Genomic DNA, 21,562 nt, shown 5'->3' with positions numbered 1-21,562 from the left:
AATTTATATTTATTAAATGCACGTTGCTTTATCTAACTCACAGAAAGCCCTTCTGACGGGCCTCTGTATAGACTGTGATCCAGCCGATTGTTCTGCGGTATTTAGTAATGTCCCGAGTCGTGTGAACTATAGTAAAGATGGCCGTTATTTCTCATTATTAATAACCGTGAGTGGGGGATGTGCATGAAGAAGATTCTGATGCTGGTCGGGGATTATGCCGAAGATTATGAAACGATGGTGCCTTTCCAGGCTCTGCAAATGCTCGGTCACCGGGTTGATGCCGTCTGCCCGGATAAAAAACAAGGCGACTATGTTCAAACCGCCATTCACGATTTTGATGGGGCGCAGACCTACAGTGAGAAACCAGGGCATCGCTTCACCTTGAATGCGAATTTCTCTGATGCGCGCGAGGCGGATTATGACGCCTTGTTGATCCCTGGTGGGCGGGCTCCGGAGTATTTGCGTCTGAATCCGGATGTCATTCAACTGGTACAAGACTTTAACTCTGCGGGTAAACCTATCGCCGCTGTGTGTCATGGCCCGCAATTGCTGGCGGCAGCCGGGGTGTTAGAAAATCGGACCTGTAGCGCGTATCCAGCGTGTGCGCCAGAAGTTCGATTGAGCGGTGGGCATTATGCCGATATCGGGATTGACCAGGCGCACGTCGATGGCAATCTGGTTACCGCGCCGGCATGGCCTGCCCATCCTGCCTGGTTGGCTAAATTTGTTGAAGTATTAATGAAGTAACGGGTACCGGCTTTGCAGGTCGGTATAACTCATACGGCTATACCGACTGCAAAAAATTACCGTTGCATGAGTGCGAATACTCCCCAGCCGAGATATTCCCGGGTGAAGGTGACATGGCGCCCCGGTGACGTCCTCAGTTGCTCTCTGACTTCCTGCGTAAAGTCATCGTTTGGGTTCACCTCCAGCCATCGAACTGCCCCCGCATGCCTGGGCAATATCTTTCGTGGCGGGTATTTGACGCCAGTAATAGTAAAAATTCTGGGAATATCCATCACTCTCTCCTTAGCGATTATCTAACTGGGCGCGAACATTGTTTAATCCGGTGGTGTTGATGCGGTAGGGCTGACCATTGACGGATTTGATCAGTTTTTTGGTTCTGAGCTTTTTAAACACCTCAAGCGTGCAGTCGCAGAGCAGCAATCCTTCGCGGCTATAACATTCAACGGATGTGACGCGGCCAGCGCTATCTCGGACGTGCGCAATTCGGCCACCTTTGGCGAGAACGTGTAAGGTACGTTGTTCCTGACGGGATAAATTCATACTGGAAAACCTGTTTAATCATCATGTGCAAAACGTGCAAACACACTGCGGTGTCCGCATTCGATTTCGGCGCATTGATAACCAGTCCGGCCTGATAAGGTCGGCAAACTGATTATCTGATGATGACATTCTCCAGCATCAAAGCCTCGGGTTGAGTTGAAAGGTATTTACATGGTGAATAATAACAGGCGGTCCCTCGAGGGGAACCCTTGTGACGCTAATTTGTGATCTGTAACCGCAGTGCGGCCACATTATAGATAATGCCAAACACCGCTACCGCCAGCAGGAACAGGGATGAGATAAAAACGCTGTATCTGACACACCGCGTGGGCATCCAGCGTTTGAAAATCACGATATAAAATGACAGAACGGCAACGTCAAAAATGACCCATACCAGCGTGAGTACCAGCATGCTGGTGGCGAAATTATGTGTAACGGTGATGAACTGTGGAAAGAATGAAACGAAAAACAGAATATCTTTCGGGTTTGACACGCCAATCAGAAAACCGTTGATAAATCCCCCATGAGACGGCTGACGAGAGTCTTCGCGGGCGGCTTGATTTCTGGCCCACAGGCTGCAAAACGCGCTATAGCCGATATACAGCGATCCGGCGAGACCCAGCACACACAGCAGCAGAGGAGAGAGTGATACCACCCCCGCCAGCATCAGCGCAGCAAGCGCGAGCAGTAGCAATGAAGCACCGTTCGTTCCGCATAGCGTCATAAAGGCCTGGCGATAGCCGTACTGTACCGCCGTCGCGGTAATCAGCGCCACAACAGGGCCAGGCGTTAGCAACAGTGTTAGCACCGAGAGGCTGTATACAGCCAGTAAAGCGAGATTCATATCTGATGATCCTGACGTTATTTTTCATCAGTATTCCGCCTGCGTGTCACATTGAAAAACGAATAAAACTGCGCTCTACTGTGAGTAAAACTCAACATAGAAGCCGATGATGACGCTACCCCCACTGTATGCCCTGAGAGCTTTCGAAGCTGCTGCCCGTCTGGGGTCCTTTAGTAAAGCGGCTATTCAACTGAACGTCACGCCTGGTGCGGTAAGCCGTCATATCCGCACACTGGAAGCCTGGTTTGGCTGCGAACTGTTTGTTCGTAGCGGCCCCCGTATTGAGATAACGCCTTCAGGACAGGGGTTAGCGCAACAGCTGACGGTCGGGTTTCAAAGTTTAGAACATGCCTGCCATGCTTTCCGTAGCAGTAGTCATGAGCTGCGGTTGAAAGCACCCTCAACGTTGACCATGCGCTGGCTGCTGGATGTGCTGCGTCATTTCCGGGAAGCCCATCCAACGCCGGTGATTGAAATCTCCAGCGTGTGGATGGACACCGACTCCGTCGCATTCAGTCGCGAACCGTATGACTGTGCAATCCTGTTGGGGAATGGTTATTTTGGTGAGGATACGGACAGCCGTTTGCTGTTTCAGGAGTGGCTTATCCCGGTATGCGCGCCTGCGTTACAGGCTCAGGCGCAAAGTGATATCGCCGTCTGTGAATTGATTCATCCTTCCGCCGATCGCCGCGACTGGCGTCGGTGGCTGCAGCGTACCGGGGTATTTCCTGCGTTGAACCTGGCACGTGGCAAAGTGTTCGATACCCTGGAACAGGGGAGTCTTGCGGCAATGAGCGGGCATGGGGTAGCGGTCGCCGATCTGCTATTAAGCCTGACGGCTATTCAGACCGGGATGCTGGCGTTACCGTTTAAACAGGCGGTCGCGACAGGAGACGGCTATTACCTCGTCTGGCCAAAAGCGTCAACCCGGCTTCGAAATATTGAGTTGCTGTATCGCTGGTTAAAAGAAGCTGCGCCTGAGGCTGACATGGCAGAACTGCTCTGGCTGAAATAACCCGCTGAACACCATATTGATAACAATTCTCATTATTATTGTTGTGTTGTGCGGGTAATGGTAATGTTGCCACCAGTCGTACGTTGCAAATTCCATTTCCTGTGCAGAAGACAGCATGAACAACACCACCGCCCAGAATGCATCCGGACGTTTTACCCGCACCTTCTCCGTCAGTGAGTTTAGGGACTTTGGTGAGCGTTACGGGATCGATTACCGTTTTCCGTTGCTGGCGAAAAAACCGGGTCTTCCGTGTTCCAGTGCAGTGTTGCAAGGGGAAGTCGAGGAGATGATGCTCCCTTGCGGGATGTGCGTCACACACTCTGATGTACAGGTGCTGCAACCGTATGAAACCACCTCCCGGCACAGTAGTCCCTTGTATATGCTGGTGGTGCTGGAAGGTTGCGTGATACTGACGCTCAACGGGCAGGAACATGTGGTACGTTCTGGCATGGCGTTTAGTTCGCGTCTGAGTGAACACCTGGTAATGAGCGCCCGCCACCCTGCAGACTGCAAGCTACGGACGCTATCACTTGGGTTATATCCTGACGGGGCATGGCGCACAGGATTGCTTGAATCCCTTATGCGTGAGTGGGAAAGCTGCCAGACGCCAACGCTTATCTGGCAGGTGCCGGGGTTTTTACTCAGCGGATTACAGTATGCGCAGCAGGGCTCGCTTAGCCATGTTTCCCGCCAGTTGATGCTGGAAGGACTGATTTTACAATTATTTGGTCACGGTCTCAGTGTTTGTCAGGTAGAGAGCGGTACATGCCTCGCTGCCAGTGGCGAGCAGCAACGGCTGGAAAGTGTGCGTCGCCTGTTGGAGCAAACCCCTGAAAATGACTACACGCTTAACGAGTTGGCGCAGCGCGCAGCGATGAGCCCCAGCAGTTTGCGCAGTAAATTTCGCATGGCCTATGGCTGCTCGGTGTTTGACTACCTGCGTGACTGCCGCCTGGAGCGCGCGCGTGGCTATTTGTTGGAAGGGTATAGCGTACAGCAAGCGGCATGGATGTCTGGCTACCAGCACGCCACCAACTTTTCTACAGCCTTTCGTCGTCGCTATGGCTTCCCGCCTGGTGATGTTCTCAAACTTTGCTAATCCATTTTCCCGTTTTATGCGCGTGGCAGATTAATAATTTGGCGTTGCGCATACGCAACCTGGCATTCGGCATAGCGACTCCTGATACAAAAATGGCAATAATTCTCATTTACAATTAGATATGCCTTGGGAGATGTTCATGTTCGCGAAGACTCGGTTGGCGCTGCTGGTAGGATGGGTGACCGGCAGTGTGGCTTTTCCTCTGCTGGCGCAGGAAACACCAAAAAACGATACGGTGGTTGTCACCTCGCAAATGCAAAGTGGGGCAACCAAGCTTGCCACACCGGATATCGAAACGCCGCAATCGGTCTCTATCGTTACCCGTGAACAATTTGAAGAACAAGGTGCAACCAGCGTGCGCCAGGCCGTCAGCTATACGCCGGGGGTGTACAGCAATCAGATTGGCGCCTCCAACCGCTTTGACTACATCGTGCTGCGTGGCTTTTCTGACGGTAGCCTGGATAACGTCTATCTCGATGGTCTGAAGATGATGGGCGACACCAACTCGCACAGTTCGCTGGTGGTCGATCCGTGGTTTCTCGACAATATTGAAGTGGTGCGCGGCCCGGCTTCCGTGCTGTACGGCCGATCGTCTCCGGGCGGGATCGTGGCGCTGACATCGCGTAAACCGTCGTTTGATGCGGGCGGAGAAGTGAAACTGTTTGCCGGAAACAACAATCAGCGCGGCGCCGCGTTTGATGTCACCGGGGCGCTGGACGATAACGACCGCGTGGCGGCGCGCCTGAGTGGAATGACGCGCTATGCTGATTCGCAGTTTGGCCCGTTGAAAGAAGAGCGCTACGCGCTGATGCCCAGTCTGACCTGGCGCATCACCGATCAGACGCGTCTTGACCTGATGGCCTATCTGCACCGTGACCCGGAAGGTGGCAGCCACTCTGGCCTGCCGTATGACGGCACCGTTGTGCCACACTATGGGCAGAAGATCGCCAACACCTTCTACGAAGGCGAGGACGAATACGACAAATACGATCGCCGTGAAAATATGGTCGGCTACAACATTGAGCACATGTTTGATAGCGGCTGGTCGGTGCGGCAAAAGTTACGCTATTTGCATACCGACGTTGAACTGAACCAGGTGTATGCGGCAGGCTGGTTGAATGAAACAGAGCTTAATCGCGGTTATTCCGGCTCAGACGAAAAAATGTCGGCGATTACCCTGGATAATCAACTGGATGGTAGTTTTGATACCTGGCAGGTCAATCATCGCTTGCTGGTGGGCATCGATTATCAGGATCGCAGCAACAATACTACCGGCTATTACGGGGCATTTCCGCCGATCGATGCGTTTAACCCGGTGTACGGGGCGAAGCCGGATTACATCGATATGTATGCGCGCGAGAAGCACAAGTTGCGCCAGACGGGCTACTATTTGCAGGATCAGATGTCATGGGATCGCTGGCGTATAACGCTCGGTGGCCGCTACGATCAGGTGAGCATATCGAATATTGATAAGCAAAATGGCACTCGCAGCGATCTGGACAAAAATAACTTTAGCAGCCGCGCTGCTCTGCTTTATTTGTTCGATAACGGTGTTGCGCCGTACATCAGCTATTCCACCGCCTTTACGCCAACCAGTTTTGCTGATGAGAACGGTAACCTGTTGGAACCGATGAAAGGCAAACAATGGGAAGCCGGGCTGAAATATGAACCGGAAGGGTTGAATAGCCAGTTTAGCGCGTCGGTGTTCCGCATTAATCAGACCAATATTGCCACCAAAGAAGAGCCGACCGATCCGTACCGTTCGATTGGCGAAATTGAATCTGAAGGGGTGGAGCTGGAAGCTATTAGCCAACTGACGGACAGTTTCCGTTTGCAGGCGGCGTATACCTACACCGATATTCGCTATAAGAAAAGCAGCCCGGAGGAACAGGGTAAGCGTGCCGTTTATGCACCGCGCAATCAGGCCAGCACCTGGTTAAGCTACGATGTGAAAAGTGGCCCACTGGAGGGGCTGACGTTGGGTTCAGGCGTGCGCTACGTTAATGGTATTACCAGCGATCGCCAGAATACTCACACCCTGCCATCGTATACGCTGGTGGATCTGGCGGTGGGTTATGACTTAACGAACATCGGTATAAAAGGACTCAGTGCGCAGCTCAACGTTAACAACCTGACCGATAAACGCTATGTCGCGGCCTGCAACTCGCTTTCTTATTGTTACTTTGGCGCAGAGCGCAGCATTGTTGGTAGCGTATCCTGGAAATTCTGAGTCTCTCTTTTTAGCCGGATGCGGCGCTGGCGCCTTATCCGGCCTACGGCAGTGTGCAAATTGTGGGCCTGATAAGCGCAGTGCATCAGGCATAGTGAGTGCGGCTATTTTGTAAAACCGTTTTGCATACAAATCTGCGCGCTGGTTCTCAGGGTAAAGGCTAACTTGTCAGGATACTGACTGTAATAGTTATGTTCTTCTTCCAGCCCTTTTGCCTGCGCCAGACGTACCGTCTCCAACGAACAGGTTCGGTAGATCAAATCTTTATTCATATTACTCTGCTTCTCGCGCTGTTTATCTGCAGACAGCGCCAGCCAGCGTTCTGAAAGCGTATAATCGTAGACTACCCGATTATCTTTCGCCTGAACGTTCTCAATGGTAATGAATTCGTCAATTTTCAGTCTTGGCTGCCCGCGCATTTTTTTCTTATCTTCTGCGGCGGCATATTGCGCCAGCGCATTAATATCCATGCCGGCTATTTTTTGCTTATAGACTTCAACGTAAGCCGCAGGCTGCTGATAATGCTGAGCATAGGTATTTCTTAATTCCCCGTCACTCATTGAACAGCCAGCTAAAAATAAAGGTAATAGCAGCGTCAGTTTTGTTTTAGTCATAATGTTATCCCATTCATTATTGTGGTCCCCAGTCGCCCATAACAAAATAAACGTCATCGTATTACAGGTGATCTTTAGGGTTGTATAAACGGGGCGGCGACAGCACAAGTGCAATTATCTTAAAATGGTGGAGTAAGCGGGAAACCCTGCCAGAATTGGCAGGGTTAATGGATGAAGAAGATCAGAATTCCATTTTCACCGTGAACTGCACTTCTCGTGGGTCACCAATCTGATTACCCAGATTATTGGTGGCAATGGATGAGGTGTAATAGGTCTTATCAAACAGGTTTTTCACATTGAGCTGCAAGGTGACCGGATACTGCAGCTTCATTTTATAAGCGGCAAAGGCATCGGCGACAAAATAGCCCGGCAGATAATAGTCTGCGCCATTGGTTGCGGAACGGCGACTCACTCCATGACCCCCACCGCCAATCGTCAGGGTATTACCCATAAAGGCATTCTGAATATCGTAGGTGAGGAATAATGAGCCGGTATGCTTCGGTACATTAGGCAGCGGCTTACCTTTGTAATCAGGATCTTCCGTCACTTTCGCGGCGGTATAACCGTAGCTGGCGATGATATTGGTGTTGGTGGTCAACGAACCGGCGACATCCACTTCCACGCCTTGTGAACGCACGCGACCCGCCGTTTTCGCCACGGTTTCGCCATTGATCATTTCGTTGTACAGCACATTGCGTTTATCAATATCAAACAGAGCAATATTGGCGGTGATACCGTCAAAGATATCGAATTTTGCCCCCACTTCATACGCTGTTGAGGTTTCAGGTGGCAGTTCGCCAATATAACTGGCAATAGAATATTGCGGCATGAAGGATCGCGACACGTTACCGAACAGCGATACGGACGGCGTCAGTTTGTAAACCATACCGAATTTGGGCACCCACTGTTGGTCGGTACTGTCGGTATTGACGTTGAACGGACGGCCTTTGCCAGCGTATTCGGTGTAGTACTGATAACGCATCCCGGCGACGGCGATCCATTTATCGGTCAGGTACAGCGCGTCCTGCACATACGCAGAATAGCTCTCTTGTTGAATGGTCTGATCGCTATCAGCGGCAGAAACGTTAGTACATTTACCCAACGTACCGTAGACAGGATTATAAATATTGAACCCTTTTACGTTCTTACAGCGGATCATGTCGGTGCGTAGCAGATCGTAGTTCTCATAAGAGACACCGGTGAGGATCTCGTTATAAAAGCCAGCGATATCGACGTTGCCCTGCAAATCGGCACGCGTGGCGTGCATGCGCTGGGTGGAGCCTTGAGTGGCATCTACACGGCGGGTTAGATTTCCGGTGGCAGAATCATAAGCCATCACGCGAGCCTGATTATCGCTGTATTTATCCTGGCTAAAGCTGTAGTCGAATTTCGCTGTCCATTCGCTGTTGAAGCGGTATTCGGCATTCAACTGCGCCAGATCTGATTCGCCATCGGTGATATTAAACGGCTCATCAAAACGGGTTTTGCTATCCACATTCACCGCGTGTTTGGTGTTGAGATCGAAAATGGTGCCGCGATCGAACGGGGCTTTATAGTCGCGATGTGAGTAGAGCACGTTGACGGTGGCGTTGTCGCCAAACCAGGTCAGGGACGGGGAGATGAAAGTGCTCTGATTCGTGCCGAAGTTACGCCAGTAATCCTCATGCTGATATTCGCCAATCAGGCGATAGGCCAACTGCGTGCCTTCAATCGGCCCGGTCACGTCAAACTGTCCTGTGCCGCCGCCGAAGCTGCTGGAGGTTGCTGAAATCGACCCGCCAAACTGCGTTTCCGGACGTTTGGTGACGACATTAATCAGCCCGCCGGGATCGAGAATCCCGTACAGGGTTGAGGCCGGGCCTTTCAGCACTTCTACGCGTGAGGTGGCGGCGTTAAAGCTGCGCGGCAACACGGTTTTCAGACCGTTGGTCATCACCGAGCCGTCACGGTTTGCGCCGAAGCCGCGGCGGACAAACGCATCCTGCGTGCCACCTAATGTGTTGGTTTGCACAACGTTACTGACGTTATACAGCGCTTCGTCCAGCGTCGTGACATGCTGATCTTCCAGAACGTTATCGCTGACAGTGCTCACCACTTGTGGAATATCCAACAATGGCATGGATGTCAGCGTCGCGGTGGACGAGCTCAGCGGTTGGTAACCCGATGTTACGGCCTGATCGGCAGAAGACGCATCTGCCCGAACAGTGATGGTATCTTCCCCTGTAGGCGGAGTTGTCTCTTTCTCCGCTGCGAATACCGTAGATGTTGTTGTCATGCCCAGAAAGAGAGCAGAGCACAATGCCCGCCCTTTCATCCCCGAAAAGTAAGTCGTTAACTCAGCCATTATTTTATTTATTCCGCAAAAGACCCTGCCAAAAATGGGCAGGGAAACAGGTTGATTCAATTCATTGCCCGGCTTGCCAGCCCTGCATTTATCCATCTGTAAACCAGCGTTACTGGCGTCAGATGTGTAATTGAGAATCATTCAATCATGGGCGTTTGTAGTAGTAAACGTAAAAATGAAAAAGAAACTACAGGCGATTTACCGCAATTTAACCGTCTTTTTTTTGAGGGTATTTAATTTTCAATACATTGAAAAAGAATGATTTTTATTGATTTTTCAGCGGTTTTTATTTGTGCTTTAGTTGTTGGCTACAAGTGATGTAACTACAGGGTGTAATTGCTTGACTACTACAGTGCAAGCCAGCAAGATCACAAAGAGAATGAGTTTTATTTTTATTTAGAGAGTTACGCATGCAGGCTTTGCCATGCGGCGGCGCAGGAGTGAACATGCCACAGCATGTGGAAAATACCGCCCACAGAACGGGCATTGAACTACAACAGCTTTCTGCGGGTTATCGCCATAACACCATTGTCCACGATATCTGCCTCACTATCCCGCAAGGTAAAATGACGGTGCTGGTGGGGGCGAACGGCTCGGGTAAATCAACGTTGTTAAGCACAATCGCCCGTATGTTGAAACCGCACGGTGGCAGCGTATTACTGGATGGTAAAGCCATTCATCAGCAGCCCACCAAAGCGGTTTCACGGCAGCTCGGGATCCTGCCGCAATCCCCATTGGTGCCCGAAGGACTCACCGTTTTCGAACTGGTATCGCGCGGGCGTTTTCCCTGGCAGAACATGCTTTCGCAATGGACGGACGATGACGAACGCGCCGTGGAGCAGGCACTCCAGTTGACCGGAACTGCTGATTTTGCGCATTTACCGGTAGAGAGCCTTTCCGGTGGGCAACGTCAGCGCTGCTGGATTGCGATGGCGCTGGCACAGCAAACGCCGGTCATCTTGTTGGATGAGCCGACTACGTTTCTCGATCTGCGCTATCAGGTAGAGATCCTCGAACTGCTGCATTCACTGACTCGCCATCATGGCCGTACAGTGGTTGTGGTCCTGCATGACCTGAATTTTGCCGTGAATTACGGGGACATGCTGGTGTTCCTCAAGCAGGGGACGTTGCAGGGCGTCGTGCATGATGGCGAAAACTGCACGCCCGAGTTGATTAAGCATGTATTTGACGTCGACGTGCAGATGTCTGTGAATCCTCTCACCGGCAAACCGTTCTTTATGCCGTTCCGCGCGCCGGGCGGGCAAGCGCAATGACGGTCATGGCAACCACACAGGCTCGTCGCCGTGGCCGGTTTATGCTGGCGCTCCCCGTGTTAACGCTGCTGTTGTGTGTTTTGGCGGTGGTGCACCTGGGTGTTGGCGCACGCACTATCAGCCCGCAGACCGTCGTACAGGCGCTGTTCCACTTTGATGCGAAAAATTTTGACCACCGGATTATTGTCTCCTTACGTCTGCTGCGTATGACGGCGGCGATGCTGGTCGGCGCGGCGTTAGGTGTTGCGGGTGTGCTGTTGCAGGCATTGATTCGTAATCCGCTGGGAGAGCCGCATATTCTGGGGCTGAATGCCGGTGCGGCGTTTGTCGTTGTGTTGTGTGCCGCGCTTGGCGTGACGGGGGCAAGCCAGCCATTGCTGGCGGCAGGCGGTGCTGCGGCACTTTTTTCGTTGGTGATGGCGCTTTCATCTGCCGGGCGCGGTGGCTTAACGCCGCTGAAGGTCACGTTGTGCGGTGTGGCGTTGTCGGCCATGGTGTCATCGCTGACTGCGGCGATCCTGATTCTGGATGAACAAACCCTGTTGGCAATGCGCACCTGGCTGGTGGGGGGGCTCGCGGGTCTGAGTTGGGAAAGTGTCAAAAGCGCCGTTCCCCCGTCGCTTGCCGGTATGGTGCTGGCGCTCGCTATCGCGCCGGGCCTGAATATTCTGGCCCTCGGAGACCGTATGGCCTGTGGGTTAGGGGTGAACATTCTGCGCATACGCGTGCTGGCGATGATCGCCATTGCGCTGCTGTGCGGTGCGGCAGTCTCCGTCGTGGGGCCGCTGGGGTTTATCGGCCTGTTAGTACCTAACGTTATCCGCCGTCTGGTAACAGACGATATTCGTCAGATGCTACCGACGTCGGCATTGCTGGGTGCGGCGCTGCTGCTGCTGGCGGATATTGCCGCCCGCACGGTGCTGGCTCCGCAGGAGCTGGCTACAGGGATCATGACCGCCCTGGTGGGTGCTCCGGCGTTTATTTTCATTGCGTCGAGGTTTTTGAAATGAACGATATGCTGCAGCGTGCAGGGCTTCGTGCATGGCGGGTGGGGGGATTTTCTCGTGTCATTCGTCCCAAAACCGTGCTGTACAGCCTCGGCCTGACGGTGTTGGCCATCGCATTACTGCTGTTCGGCGTGATGCAGGGTTCGCTCCCGGTTCCGGCTTCCGCTATCGGACGGGCGTTATTTGATCCTCAGGCGTTGACGGCTCAGCAACAGTATGTCGTTTGGGATGTTCGACTGCCGCGACTGCTGATGGCGCTTCTGTGCGGGGCGATGCTCGGATTGGCCGGGGCGGCAATGCAATCGATCACCCGCAACGGGTTGGCCGATCCCGGGCTTATCGGTGTCAAAGAAGGGAGTTGCGTGGTGGTGCTGGCCCTGGTGCTGCTTTTCCCGTCCGCTAGTCTGGTCTGGCGGCCCCTGGCGGGAATGGCCGGCGGCGCACTGGTCGCCACACTGGTGATGCTGCTGGCCCGTGATTTCTCCCGGCCTCGCTTCGTGTTGATAGGCATTGGTGTGTCATGGTTCTTTGCAGCGGGAATGGGCGTATTTATGACCACCGCCGATGTCCGTGACGTACAGACTGCGCTGGTCTGGCTGGCGGGCAGCCTTCATGCCGCCACCTGGCCACTGCTGCTGGTGGCGCTGGTCTGGACGTTGCCTGCGGCCATTATCTTATTTGCCACGGCGCGAGCTTCGGATGTGGCGCTGCTTGGCAATGCGACGGCAACGGGGCTGGGGGTACGTTTACCCCGACTGGCGTTGTTGCGTTTTCTCGCGCCGGTTGTACTCACCGCCGCCAGTGTTGCCTGCGTGGGTAGCCTCGGTTTTGTCGGGTTGATGGCGCCACACATGGCACGATTCTGGCTGCGTGGCGGACAAACAGCGCTGCTGTGGGGAAGTGCGTTGATCGGTGCGTTGCTGGTGCTGGTGACCGATACCGTGGGTCGTCTGGCGTTTGCACCACTGCAAATCCCAGCAGGGATCGTCATTGCCCTGGTCGGTGGACCGTTCTTTTTACTGTTGCTCTGGCGTCGCCGGGATCGTTTGTAATTGTTAAGAGGGTATATGCGCTTAATCTTTTCATTGCTGCTGCTGGTCGGCTGCACCGTCCAGGCGGCGGGGCCTGTTCAGTCATTTACTGACGATCTCGGGCGGGTGGTGAACGTACCGCTACATCCGCAGCGCATTGTGTCATTGCACGATCTCGACATCACTATTCCGCTGATCGAGCTGGGCGTGCCTCCGGTGGCCAGTCACGGCCGAACGCGCCCGGATGGCAGCCATTTTTTACGCTCCGGCGTGCTGCTGACCGGCGTGGATTTTGATAATTCGACCATGACGTATATCGGTACGGCAGACATTGATATTGAAGCCATTGTCGCAGCGAAACCGGATTTAATTATCACCGAACCCAGCCGTAACACGCCGATTGAGCAACTGGAAAAAATAGCGCCGACGGTCAGTATCGACCATCTCGATGGCGGTGCGCCGGAGATCTACCGCAAGCTGGCGCAACTGACAGGTACGCAGAACCGGCTGGCATTGCTGGAACGGCGCTACCGTGAAGAAATTGCCCAGCTCAAGCGGACGGTCGATACGCAGCACATCTCTGTGGCGGTAATACAGGCCAATCAGGGCAAAATTAATGCGTTGCACACCTATCATTCCCTGGGGCGAGTGTTACGCGATGCTGGCTTCACCTTCCCGAAGCTTATTGACAGCATTCCGCCGGGTGGGCGCATTGATGTCAGTGCGGAACGTCTGCCTGAACTGGATGCAGATTTTGTCTTCGCGACCTGGCGTGGCGATACCGGCGGTAAACCGCAGGATGAAATCGCGGCGATGGATGCGGTGATGCCGGGCTGGTGTGAGTTCCTGACCGCCTGCCAGCGCGGACATTACGTTTTACTCTCCCGTGAAGAGGCGATATCCAATTCCTATGCCTCGCTGAGCCTGATGGTGGCGCAGGTGCAAACGCACATCGCCGGACGATGGCTACCGGAGGCTAAATAACCATGCTGACGGCGAAAAAAGCCAAAAATCGTATTGATGTCTATGGTGACCGTTTTCGCGCCAGGGCGCATTTACTCTCGCCACGTATGCAGGCCGTGGCGCGTTATATCAACGAAAACCGCGAAGTGGTGCTGGAGTTTACGGCGATAGAAATCGCTGCCGCCACTCAAACCTCTGATGCGACGGTGGTCAGGGCAATTCAGGCACTGGGGTTTGCCGGGTTGCGCGATTTAAAGCAGACCATTGAACACTGGTTTGGTCCTGGCGTGACCTCAGAAGAGAAGATGACCACCACGGTGAATACGCTCTCTTGCGATGTGAACTCCAGTATTGATTTTGTCTTGCAGGGCCATCAGCGCACCTGTGAAGCCCTTTCTACACCGCAAAACCGCTATGCAATTGCGCAGGCGGTGGCATTATTGGTAGAAGCTCGTCAGGTGGGGATTTTTGGTATTGGCGCATCCGGCGTATTGGCGGATTATACCGCGCGTCTGCTCAGCCGTATTGGCCTGCCTGCAGTAGCGTTTAATCGCACCGGGATTAACCTCGCGGAGCAACTGATCGCATTGCAGCGGGGAGATGTGCTGATCATGATGGCGCAAAAATCACCGCACCGGGAAGGGCTGACGACCATTCGTGAGGCCAGGCGGTTGGGTGTCCCGGTTATTTTACTGACGAACGCGCTGGACTCCCGTTTTAGTAAAGAAGCGGATGTGGTGATTAACGTGCCACGCGGCGGCGAGAATGGGAAAATGCCGCTCCACGGTACGGTGCTGGTGTGTCTGGAAATGATCGTGCTGTCTGTCGCGTCTACCGCGCCGCAGCGATCCATTAAATCCGTGAAGCGGATTAACGAACTGTACCGGGGCATTGGTAAATCCGGGGCGAAGAAATAAACCAGTGATACCCGATATGCAGGCCGGGTAGGGGGTCGTCACCACCCGGCATAAAGGCAGACAGATCAAACCATTAATGGCCGATCATTCTGGCCTTCGGGATCAGCTGGAAATACATATGATCCGGCACCGGCGTTTGCCAGACGTTGGCGTACACCGCATAGCCTACGGCGGCAAACAAAATACCGAGCAGCAGTAGCGTCATTGTCCACCCTGATAACCTACCTTGTCGCCACCATTGTTTCGGCGCTGCGCTGTGCCCTGATTGTGCGCCAGGCGGTGTTTTCAGTGACAGGGTCAGCGTCGAGGCTACCGGACAGGATTCCACACAGGTCATACATCCCGTGCACTCAACGGTGCGTACCTGAATTAAGCGATCGACCGGAATATTCGACGGGCAGTTCTTTGCGCATTTGCCGCAATCGATACAGCTGTCGGCATTGCGGCGGATCTTAAATGGCGAAAGCAAAGAGAACAGACCAAGCAGTGCGCCATAAGGGCACAGATAACGGCACCACGCATTGCGAATAAACAGGCTCATAATGCTGATAACCGCCACCACGATGAGCGTTGTCGTGCCGATATGACGAAAGAAATCGAGCATCTTAACGTCAATAATCATGCCGTAAGCTGACATCAGAAAATACTGAATCCCCTGTGCTGGCATCGACAGGGCGATATACAGAAAGAAGCTCAGCAGCAGATATTTCAGGCTCAGCAAAGGGAGATCCAGCCAGCGAGGCAGGGTGAAGTTGCGACCCACTATTTTTTTGCCCAGATTACCTATCAGCTCAGACAGCGTCCCCACCGGGCACAACCACGAGCAGAACGCTTTTTTTAACAGCAAACTCATCAGGATAAAGGCAACCAGCAGCAGCATGGAAGCGGCGTGAATGGGGGGAAGAAAACCGGTTTCCAGTGTGTATCTGATATTCATCAGACCGGCAATGGGAAGCCATCCCTCAATACCGCCGGGTCTTGGGATATAAACGCTGGTACCGGCTGTTTCGAAATAGCGAACCCAATACCAGAACGTCACGCCAATATAGATATTGATGGCCAACAGGAGAAACTGGGTGGCTTTTCTCCAGCTACTGGCATTGCGCCAGTCATTCCACGGCAGTTTCCCTCCGACTGTTCCAGGGCGGCGCTGCCAGCGCGTTTTCTTCTTCCCGTTCATGATCTCTTATTATCCCTCATATTTCCCCCTGCATTCAGGAAGACTCATCACCGGGATATGCTACCGCTATAAAGATATAGTGTATTTGATTTGCATCTTATTAATCGGCTGCCATTTCTATCACGCTAATGGGCATGTATAAAAATAACAGCACGATATTTATCACAGGTCAGATAAATACCCTGAACGGGGTATTTATTTATCTGTGGGGGACGACAGTCATTCCTGGTACGTTTCTACGCGGTTACGGCCATGGCTTTTCGCCAGATAGAGCGCGCGATCGGCTTTATCAACCAGTTGTTTGTAGTCGGGGTGATAGTCATATTCGGCAACGCCGATACTGACAGTAATAGAGAAGGATTCAGTCATGGAAGCAGCGATACGCAGCTCGGCAATTTTCTTACGCAGCGTTTCCAGAATAATCGAGGCCTGCGATTCGTCTGATTCGACCAGCAGGATCATAAACTCTTCACCACCATAGCGGAATACGTAATCGCTGCTGCGGATGTGCTCATAAATAACGGCTGCGACGTTTTTCAGCGTCATATCGCCAGTGTTATGTCCGTAGCTGTCGTTGATCTGCTTAAAATAATCAATGTCCAGCATTGCCAGGGTAAAGGGTTTTCGTGAATGTAACGCCAGCGAGATTTCACGGCGCATAATCGTCGGAATAAAGCGGCGATTAAGCAGCTGGGTCAGCGAATCTTTGCCATTTTCCTGTTTGACCAGCGCTTCAAACATTGAGGCGAGGAGAAAATGGATTTTGGCCGAGAGCTGTCGGACATCCTGCAATAAGCTCATCCGTTCGGCTTCGCCAGGCTGATGCTGATTCGAGAGCGTCTGTGTCAGACGGTTATCGATTTCAGCGATCACGGATTCCATTTCTGCCAGCAGATTACCGCTGCCAAGAATGTGTTTTCCCTTATGGGAGAACCACATACCAAAATCAGAGTCTGCCAGGAACACCAGATCACCGGACGGTAATCCGGTCGCAATGTTGTAGATAAACTGATTTTCCCAATCGGTAAACGAACGGATTTGCCGTTCGCGCTCGACGTTGACGTCGTCGTAAATGGTCTGCAGCCGATACTGCTCCTGCGTGTGCAGCGAGTTTTGATAGCTCGGGGAGTAGGAAACGGTCATGGCCTCCAGTGCGGTGTCCATCGCCAGGCTGCTGAAACAGATAGCATCGCTCAACAGGCTGACAGAGTAGTCTGCCTTACTTTTCAGCAACTGATACAGCTCTTCTTTTAGCTTACGCGCCCCGCGGTTAACCAGATCGATAGGCAGGCCGATACGGGCGTGTACCACACCTATTTCACGCTGTTTTGCCAGCAAGAGCGGGAGGTCTTCATATGCGCTGCCGAGCACGCTGCGCAACCAGTCAAACATACTGCCGCTCAGGCGCGTACTGACCTGCTCGGTATTCAAAAACAACGCGCTCTCCGCGTGAGAGAGCATGTAGTCATAAAAAACGGTCACTAAATGGCGGATCTCATCGTCGCTTAACCCTGTGAGGATCGTATGAACTTCAGGGGATGTCTGGCGTATTAGCGCCCGCCATTCTGTAAGGAGTAATGTGTCGTTTACGGGATCAACCTGTTCCATCTCACAGCCACTCAAATGTGATTGAAAAATTCAGGCGGTATTACGGACAATTACCTCACGATGGTCAAGTGAAACTCTCTTTACGCATTAACGATGGCGAATACCTTCATAAATCAGCCTTAAGGCGAAGACGCCGATGATGGCACCAATCACCCGGCTGGCAACGCGCTGAATACGACCATATGCACGACGCACCGCAGGAAGAGAAAACGCCTGGCTGAGAAAAATACGCCAAATAACAGAAGAAAGCACAATGCCTGCCCATGCCATCAGCCTGGCCCAGGTTGGGGTTTCTGCGCTTAAGGTGACCGAGAAAATACTAATAAAAAACAGTACGGTTTGCGGATTGGATAAATCCGTTAACAGCCCGCGACGAAAGAATACGTACCAGGGGGCGGAGATTGGTTGCTGTAAGGTGGGCATTTGCGGTGTGGCCTGATGGCGTATGCTGTTCCAGGCAAACCACAGTAAGTAGGCACCGCCGACGATTTTTATCAGTGAGAATATCTCTTCACATTGGGTGATAAGCGTCGCCATACCAAACAGGCCAAGCCCGGAGTAGAACGCATCGCCTAAGGCAACGCCCAGACCGGTCATCACACCCGCGCGTCGTCCCGACGCCAGGCTGGTTTGCACCACCACGAACAGGTTTGCTCCGGGGTTGAAAAAGGTTAAAACAAACAGGCTAACGGTGAGCACGACGGCGTGCAGAGGTTCCATAGACAACGATTCCATCAGTGAGAAAATGAATGTTTACCCGCAGGTCATTTAAGAATCTGCACCTACTATAGTTTTAGTGCAATCAATATTCTGAGTATTCACTCACAGTGCACCATCAAACGCAGTTAATTTCTCAATGTCATCATTAACACTATTTGTGTCACCGGAATCGTTGGATAACGCGGCAGCGCTGGATCGCCTGTTGTGGCTACGGCGCAAGATTTCTTTATATTTCCGTTGGCTCTGGATCTTTTAATCAGGCTGAACTACTTATTAATCATCCTTGACTCGCATGATGGATGTTCAGGGGTCGATGATGGCATATATAACAAAACCTGGAGCTTTGATATGAAAACTGGATATAAAGTACTTATTGGTGCGTTAGCTTTAGTTTTTTCCAACGCCTATGCTGCGGAATTTATGACAAAACTTGAGTTTGAAAAGGTTGAGTCGCAGTACACAAAAATCGGTGATATTTCAACGAGTAATGAAGTTTCTGTTGCAGATGCTAAAGAAGAGCTGCTGAAGAAAGCTGAAGAGAAAGGCGCTGATGTGGTGGTATTAACCTCCGGCCAAACGGATAACAAAATCCATGGCACAGCTAATATTTACAAGAAAAAATAACGCGCTGCATTGAAAGATAAAATACCCGCCAGCCTCTGTACTGGCGGGTTATTCTTTTAATCTGCGCCAAAACGTGGTTCGGCTGATACCGAGATATCGTGCCGCTGCGGTTTTATCGCCGTTGAATTGTGCCAGCACCTGTTGTGGTGTCAGTGATGATGATATCTGGGGTATTTCGGCGACAGTCGCCAGCTCGGGCAATAATTGCTGCAAGAAATGGACGTTAAGTTCTGGTTGTGGCTCAACGCTTAAAAATAATGCCAGACGCTCCATCATATTGCGTAGCTCACGAATATTCCCCGGCCAGCCGTAATTCAGCAGCATATGTTGGCTGAGCCCCAGTCCTTTACGCACAGGCTCAGAAAACGGCACATCTAATTCCGCCAGTGACTGTTTTAAAAAGCCTTCCGCCAGCGGTAAAACATCGGGTAGCCGTTCGCGTAGCGGGGGGAGTTTGAGGCGCAGAATGCTCAGGCGATAAAACAGATCGGTACGAAACTCGCCTTGTTTCATCTCTTGTTCCAGGTTGCAGTGCGTGGCGCTAATCACCCGTACCTCTACCGGAATCGGTTGATGTCCACCTACCCGGGTGACCTCTTTTTCTTCCAGTACGCGCAGCAGTCGGGTTTGTAGCGGCAACGGCATTTCACCGATCTCATCAAGAAACAGTGTTCCGCCGTGGGCGATTTCAAACAGACCCGCGCGTCCGCCGCGCCGTGAGCCGGTAAAAGCACCATCCTCATAGCCGAACAACTCCGCTTCCAGTAAGGATTCGGTGATTGCCCCGCAGTTGACGGCAACAAACGGTGGTGAGGGTTTACCGCGTCGATTCTCCTGACGGGTGAAATATTCACGATGAATGGCCTGCGCCGCCAGCTCTTTCCCCGTCCCCGTTTCGCCCTGAATCAGCACCGGTGCGCGAGAACGGGCATAGAGCATTATGGTGTGCCGTACCTGTTCCATCTGAGCAGAGTGGCCGCGCATATCTCCCAGTGCATAGCGGGTGCGCAGCGTATCGCCAGACGTGTATTGACCATTTCGCCGTAGCGTCAGGCGCGTCATATCCAGCGCATCGACAAAGGCCTGGCGCACGGTAGCCGCTGAATAGATAAAGATGCCGGTCATACCGGCTTCTTCCGCCAGATCGGTAATGAGTCCCGCCCCGACCACTGCTTGAGTGCCGTTGGCCTTCAGCTCGTTGATTTGTCCTCGGGCATCTTCTTCGGTGATATAGCTACGCTGTTCAAGCTGTAAATTGAAGGTCTTTTGAAAGGCGAGAAGCGCAGGAATGGTTTCCTGATAGGTAATGACGCCAATCGATGACGTGAGTTTTCCCGCTTTCGCCAATGCCTGTAGCACATCGAAGCCGCTGGGTTTAATCAGGATCACTGGAATTGATAAGCGGCTTTTCAGATAGGCACCGTTGGAGCCCGCCGCAATGATCGCATCACATCGCTCGGTCGCCAGCTTCTTGCGGATATAGGTGACCGCTTTTTCAAAACCGAGCTGGATAGGGGTGATGGTCGCCAGGTGGTCGAACTCCAGGCTGATGTCGCGGAACAGTTCAAACAGACGCGTAACGGAGACCGTCCAGATAACCGGTTTGTCGTCATTCATCCGCGGCGGAAGATGCGTATCAGCCATAAGCAACCCAAAAAGTAAGGAACTGAATATTGGGTTTAGTTGTGTTTCATAAATGTTGCAATGAAACGTTCATCTCGGTTTCATGAAACGATAGCTGACACGCTTTTGTACATAAAAAATGCAGATTTTAAATGTAATTCTTTGTTTTAAAAATGAAAAATAGAATTTGAGCCAAAATTCAGGTCTTTGGCATACCCCTTGCTTTAGGTTAATCAACGAACGATAACAAGTTGATAACAAGAGGACGGGATATGTCTCTACACTCCCCAGGGCAGGCGTTCCGCGCTGCGCTCACCAAAGAAAATCCATTACAAATCGTGGGTACCATTAACGCCAACCATGCGCTCCTGGCCCAACGCGCCGGATACCAGGCAATTTACCTGTCAGGCGGCGGCGTGGCGGCCGGCTCATTGGGATTGCCCGACCTCGGCATCTCTACGCTGGATGATGTGCTGACCGATATCCGCCGTATCACCGACGTTTGCCCGCTACCGTTGCTGGTGGATGCTGATATCGGGTTTGGATCGTCGGCATTTAACGTGGCGCGAACCGTGAAGTCGATTGCCAAAGCCGGTGCTGCTGCGCTGCACATTGAAGATCAGATTGGCGCTAAGCGCTGCGGTCATCGTCCGAACAAGGCGATCGTCTCGAAAGAAGAGATGGTCGACAGGATCCGCGCCGCCGTGGATGCGCGTACCGATCCCAACTTTGTCATCATGGCGCGTACCGATGCGCTGGCGGTGGAAGGGTTAGAGGCGGCTATCGATCGTGCGCAGGCGTATGTCGAAGCGGGCGCTGACATGCTGTTCCCGGAAGCGATCACCGAGCTGTCTATGTACCGCCAGTTTGCAGACGCGGTGCAGGTGCCGATCCTCGCTAACATTACCGAATTTGGTGCGACACCGCTGTTCACCACCGATGAGCTGCGCAGTGCAAATGTGGCGATGGCGCTCTATCCGCTGTCTGCCTTCCGTGCCATGAACCGCGCCGCTGAACGGGTATACAACGTGCTGCGCCAGGAAGGTACGCAAAAGAGCGTGATCGACATTATGCAGACGCGTAACGAGCTGTACGAAAGCATCAACTACTACCAGTTCGAAGAGAAACTCGACGCGCTGTACACCACGAAGCCGTAGGCCTGATAAGGCGCAGCTGCCATCA

General features: G+C 52.6%; 19 protein-coding genes and 1 pseudogene. 11 read left to right on the top strand and 9 right to left on the bottom strand.

The annotated features are described in order from the left end of the window. Window positions 1–177 precede the first annotated feature (177 nt). The gene (locus NNO08_RS01185; protein WP_271456004.1) at window positions 178–747 is read left to right on the top strand and encodes a DJ-1/PfpI family protein; all 570 of its coding nucleotides are present in this window, start codon (window positions 178–180) and stop codon (window positions 745–747) included. Window positions 748–803: 56 nt separating this feature from the next. Here the strand turns inward: NNO08_RS01185 and NNO08_RS01180 are convergent. From NNO08_RS01180 to NNO08_RS01170, 3 genes and pseudogenes are all read right to left on the bottom strand, one after another. After that, window positions 804–938: pseudogene (locus tag NNO08_RS01180) on the bottom strand (SAM-dependent methyltransferase); the annotation flags it as partial. A gap of 91 nt (window positions 939–1,029) precedes the next feature. Continuing rightward, window positions 1,030–1,287, bottom strand: a complete 258-nt coding sequence (locus tag NNO08_RS01175) for a YjhX family toxin (protein ID WP_048212521.1) — start codon at window positions 1,285–1,287, stop codon at window positions 1,030–1,032. 217 nt (window positions 1,288–1,504) lie between these two features. Next, on the bottom strand, window positions 1,505–2,131 hold the full coding sequence (locus NNO08_RS01170; RefSeq protein WP_271456003.1) for a LysE family translocator: 627 nt from the start codon (window positions 2,129–2,131) through the stop codon (window positions 1,505–1,507). Between the two features lie 109 nt (window positions 2,132–2,240). Between NNO08_RS01170 and NNO08_RS01165 the strand changes: the two genes are divergently transcribed. The 3 genes from NNO08_RS01165 to foxA all read left to right on the top strand — a co-directional run bounded on the left by NNO08_RS01165 (window position 2,241) and on the right by foxA (window position 6,475). Further along, complete coding sequence (locus NNO08_RS01165; RefSeq protein ID WP_271456012.1) at window positions 2,241–3,146, top strand: LysR substrate-binding domain-containing protein; 906 nt, start codon at window positions 2,241–2,243, stop codon at window positions 3,144–3,146. A gap of 115 nt (window positions 3,147–3,261) precedes the next feature. Next, window positions 3,262–4,245 (top strand): helix-turn-helix transcriptional regulator, encoded by a 984-nt coding sequence (locus NNO08_RS01160; RefSeq protein ID WP_271456002.1) that lies wholly within the window; start codon window positions 3,262–3,264, stop codon window positions 4,243–4,245. Window positions 4,246–4,366: 121 nt separating this feature from the next. After that, window positions 4,367–6,475 (top strand): ferrioxamine B receptor FoxA, encoded by a 2,109-nt coding sequence (gene foxA / locus NNO08_RS01155; RefSeq protein ID WP_271456001.1) that lies wholly within the window; start codon window positions 4,367–4,369, stop codon window positions 6,473–6,475. A gap of 104 nt (window positions 6,476–6,579) precedes the next feature. Here the strand turns inward: foxA and NNO08_RS01150 are convergent, their stop codons facing one another. Together NNO08_RS01150 and NNO08_RS01145 are read right to left on the bottom strand one after the other, a co-directional pair. Continuing rightward, the gene (locus NNO08_RS01150) at window positions 6,580–7,089 is read right to left on the bottom strand and encodes a hypothetical protein (RefSeq protein ID WP_271449948.1); all 510 of its coding nucleotides are present in this window, start codon (window positions 7,087–7,089) and stop codon (window positions 6,580–6,582) included. Between the two features lie 181 nt (window positions 7,090–7,270). Further along, window positions 7,271–9,433, bottom strand: a complete 2,163-nt coding sequence (locus tag NNO08_RS01145) for a TonB-dependent siderophore receptor (protein WP_271456000.1) — start codon at window positions 9,431–9,433, stop codon at window positions 7,271–7,273. Between the two features lie 446 nt (window positions 9,434–9,879). On the opposite strand from NNO08_RS01145, the gene NNO08_RS01140 reads away from it, so the two are divergent. From NNO08_RS01140 to NNO08_RS01120, 5 genes are read left to right on the top strand one after another with little or no spacing between them, the layout of a single operon-like run. Next, window positions 9,880–10,707: an ABC transporter ATP-binding protein gene (locus tag NNO08_RS01140; protein ID WP_137384452.1), complete on the top strand. Its 828-nt coding sequence runs from the start codon at window positions 9,880–9,882 to the stop codon at window positions 10,705–10,707. Beyond that, window positions 10,704–11,717, top strand: coding sequence for a FecCD family ABC transporter permease (locus tag NNO08_RS01135; RefSeq protein WP_271455999.1), 1,014 nt, complete (start codon window positions 10,704–10,706; stop codon window positions 11,715–11,717). Before NNO08_RS01140 ends, NNO08_RS01135 begins: the two co-directional genes overlap by 4 nt. Further along, window positions 11,714–12,766, top strand: coding sequence for a FecCD family ABC transporter permease (locus NNO08_RS01130; protein WP_271455998.1), 1,053 nt, complete (start codon window positions 11,714–11,716; stop codon window positions 12,764–12,766). The genes NNO08_RS01135 and NNO08_RS01130 overlap by 4 nt, the downstream gene beginning before the upstream one ends. A gap of 15 nt (window positions 12,767–12,781) precedes the next feature. Next, entirely contained in the window at window positions 12,782–13,729 is a 948-nt protein-coding gene (locus NNO08_RS01125) for an iron-siderophore ABC transporter substrate-binding protein (RefSeq protein ID WP_271455274.1), read from the top strand. Between the two features lie 2 nt (window positions 13,730–13,731). Beyond that, window positions 13,732–14,625, top strand: coding sequence for a MurR/RpiR family transcriptional regulator (locus NNO08_RS01120; protein WP_005127925.1), 894 nt, complete (start codon window positions 13,732–13,734; stop codon window positions 14,623–14,625). A gap of 73 nt (window positions 14,626–14,698) precedes the next feature. On the opposite strand, the gene NNO08_RS01115 is transcribed toward NNO08_RS01120, so the two are convergent. The 3 genes from NNO08_RS01115 to NNO08_RS01105 form a co-directional block, all read right to left on the bottom strand. After that, complete coding sequence (locus NNO08_RS01115) at window positions 14,699–15,805, bottom strand: 4Fe-4S binding protein (RefSeq protein WP_271455997.1); 1,107 nt, start codon at window positions 15,803–15,805, stop codon at window positions 14,699–14,701. A gap of 219 nt (window positions 15,806–16,024) precedes the next feature. Beyond that, complete coding sequence (locus NNO08_RS01110; RefSeq protein ID WP_271455996.1) at window positions 16,025–17,413, bottom strand: diguanylate cyclase; 1,389 nt, start codon at window positions 17,411–17,413, stop codon at window positions 16,025–16,027. Window positions 17,414–17,500: 87 nt separating this feature from the next. After that, the gene (locus NNO08_RS01105) at window positions 17,501–18,133 is read right to left on the bottom strand and encodes a LysE family transporter (protein WP_137384458.1); all 633 of its coding nucleotides are present in this window, start codon (window positions 18,131–18,133) and stop codon (window positions 17,501–17,503) included. A 348-nt stretch (window positions 18,134–18,481) separates the two neighbouring features. Between NNO08_RS01105 and yahO the strand changes: the two genes are divergently transcribed. Next, entirely contained in the window at window positions 18,482–18,757 is a 276-nt protein-coding gene (yahO, locus tag NNO08_RS01100; RefSeq protein ID WP_003830901.1) for a DUF1471 family periplasmic protein YahO, read from the top strand. A 48-nt stretch (window positions 18,758–18,805) separates the two neighbouring features. On the opposite strand, the gene prpR is transcribed toward yahO, so the two are convergent. After that, window positions 18,806–20,401 (bottom strand): propionate catabolism operon regulatory protein PrpR, encoded by a 1,596-nt coding sequence (prpR, locus tag NNO08_RS01095; protein ID WP_271455995.1) that lies wholly within the window; start codon window positions 20,399–20,401, stop codon window positions 18,806–18,808. A gap of 251 nt (window positions 20,402–20,652) precedes the next feature. Here prpR and prpB point away from each other — a divergent pair, with 251 nt between their 5' ends. Then, window positions 20,653–21,537: a methylisocitrate lyase gene (prpB, locus tag NNO08_RS01090; protein WP_137384459.1), complete on the top strand. Its 885-nt coding sequence runs from the start codon at window positions 20,653–20,655 to the stop codon at window positions 21,535–21,537. The last annotated feature ends 25 nt before the right edge of the window (window positions 21,538–21,562 follow it).

It is taken from the genome of Citrobacter sp. Igbk 17, assembly GCF_028069775.1.
Classification (GTDB): Bacteria; Pseudomonadota; Gammaproteobacteria; order Enterobacterales; family Enterobacteriaceae; genus Citrobacter.
Note: the sequence above shows the minus strand (reverse complement) of the source record. Positions and strands in the feature narration are given on the sequence as shown.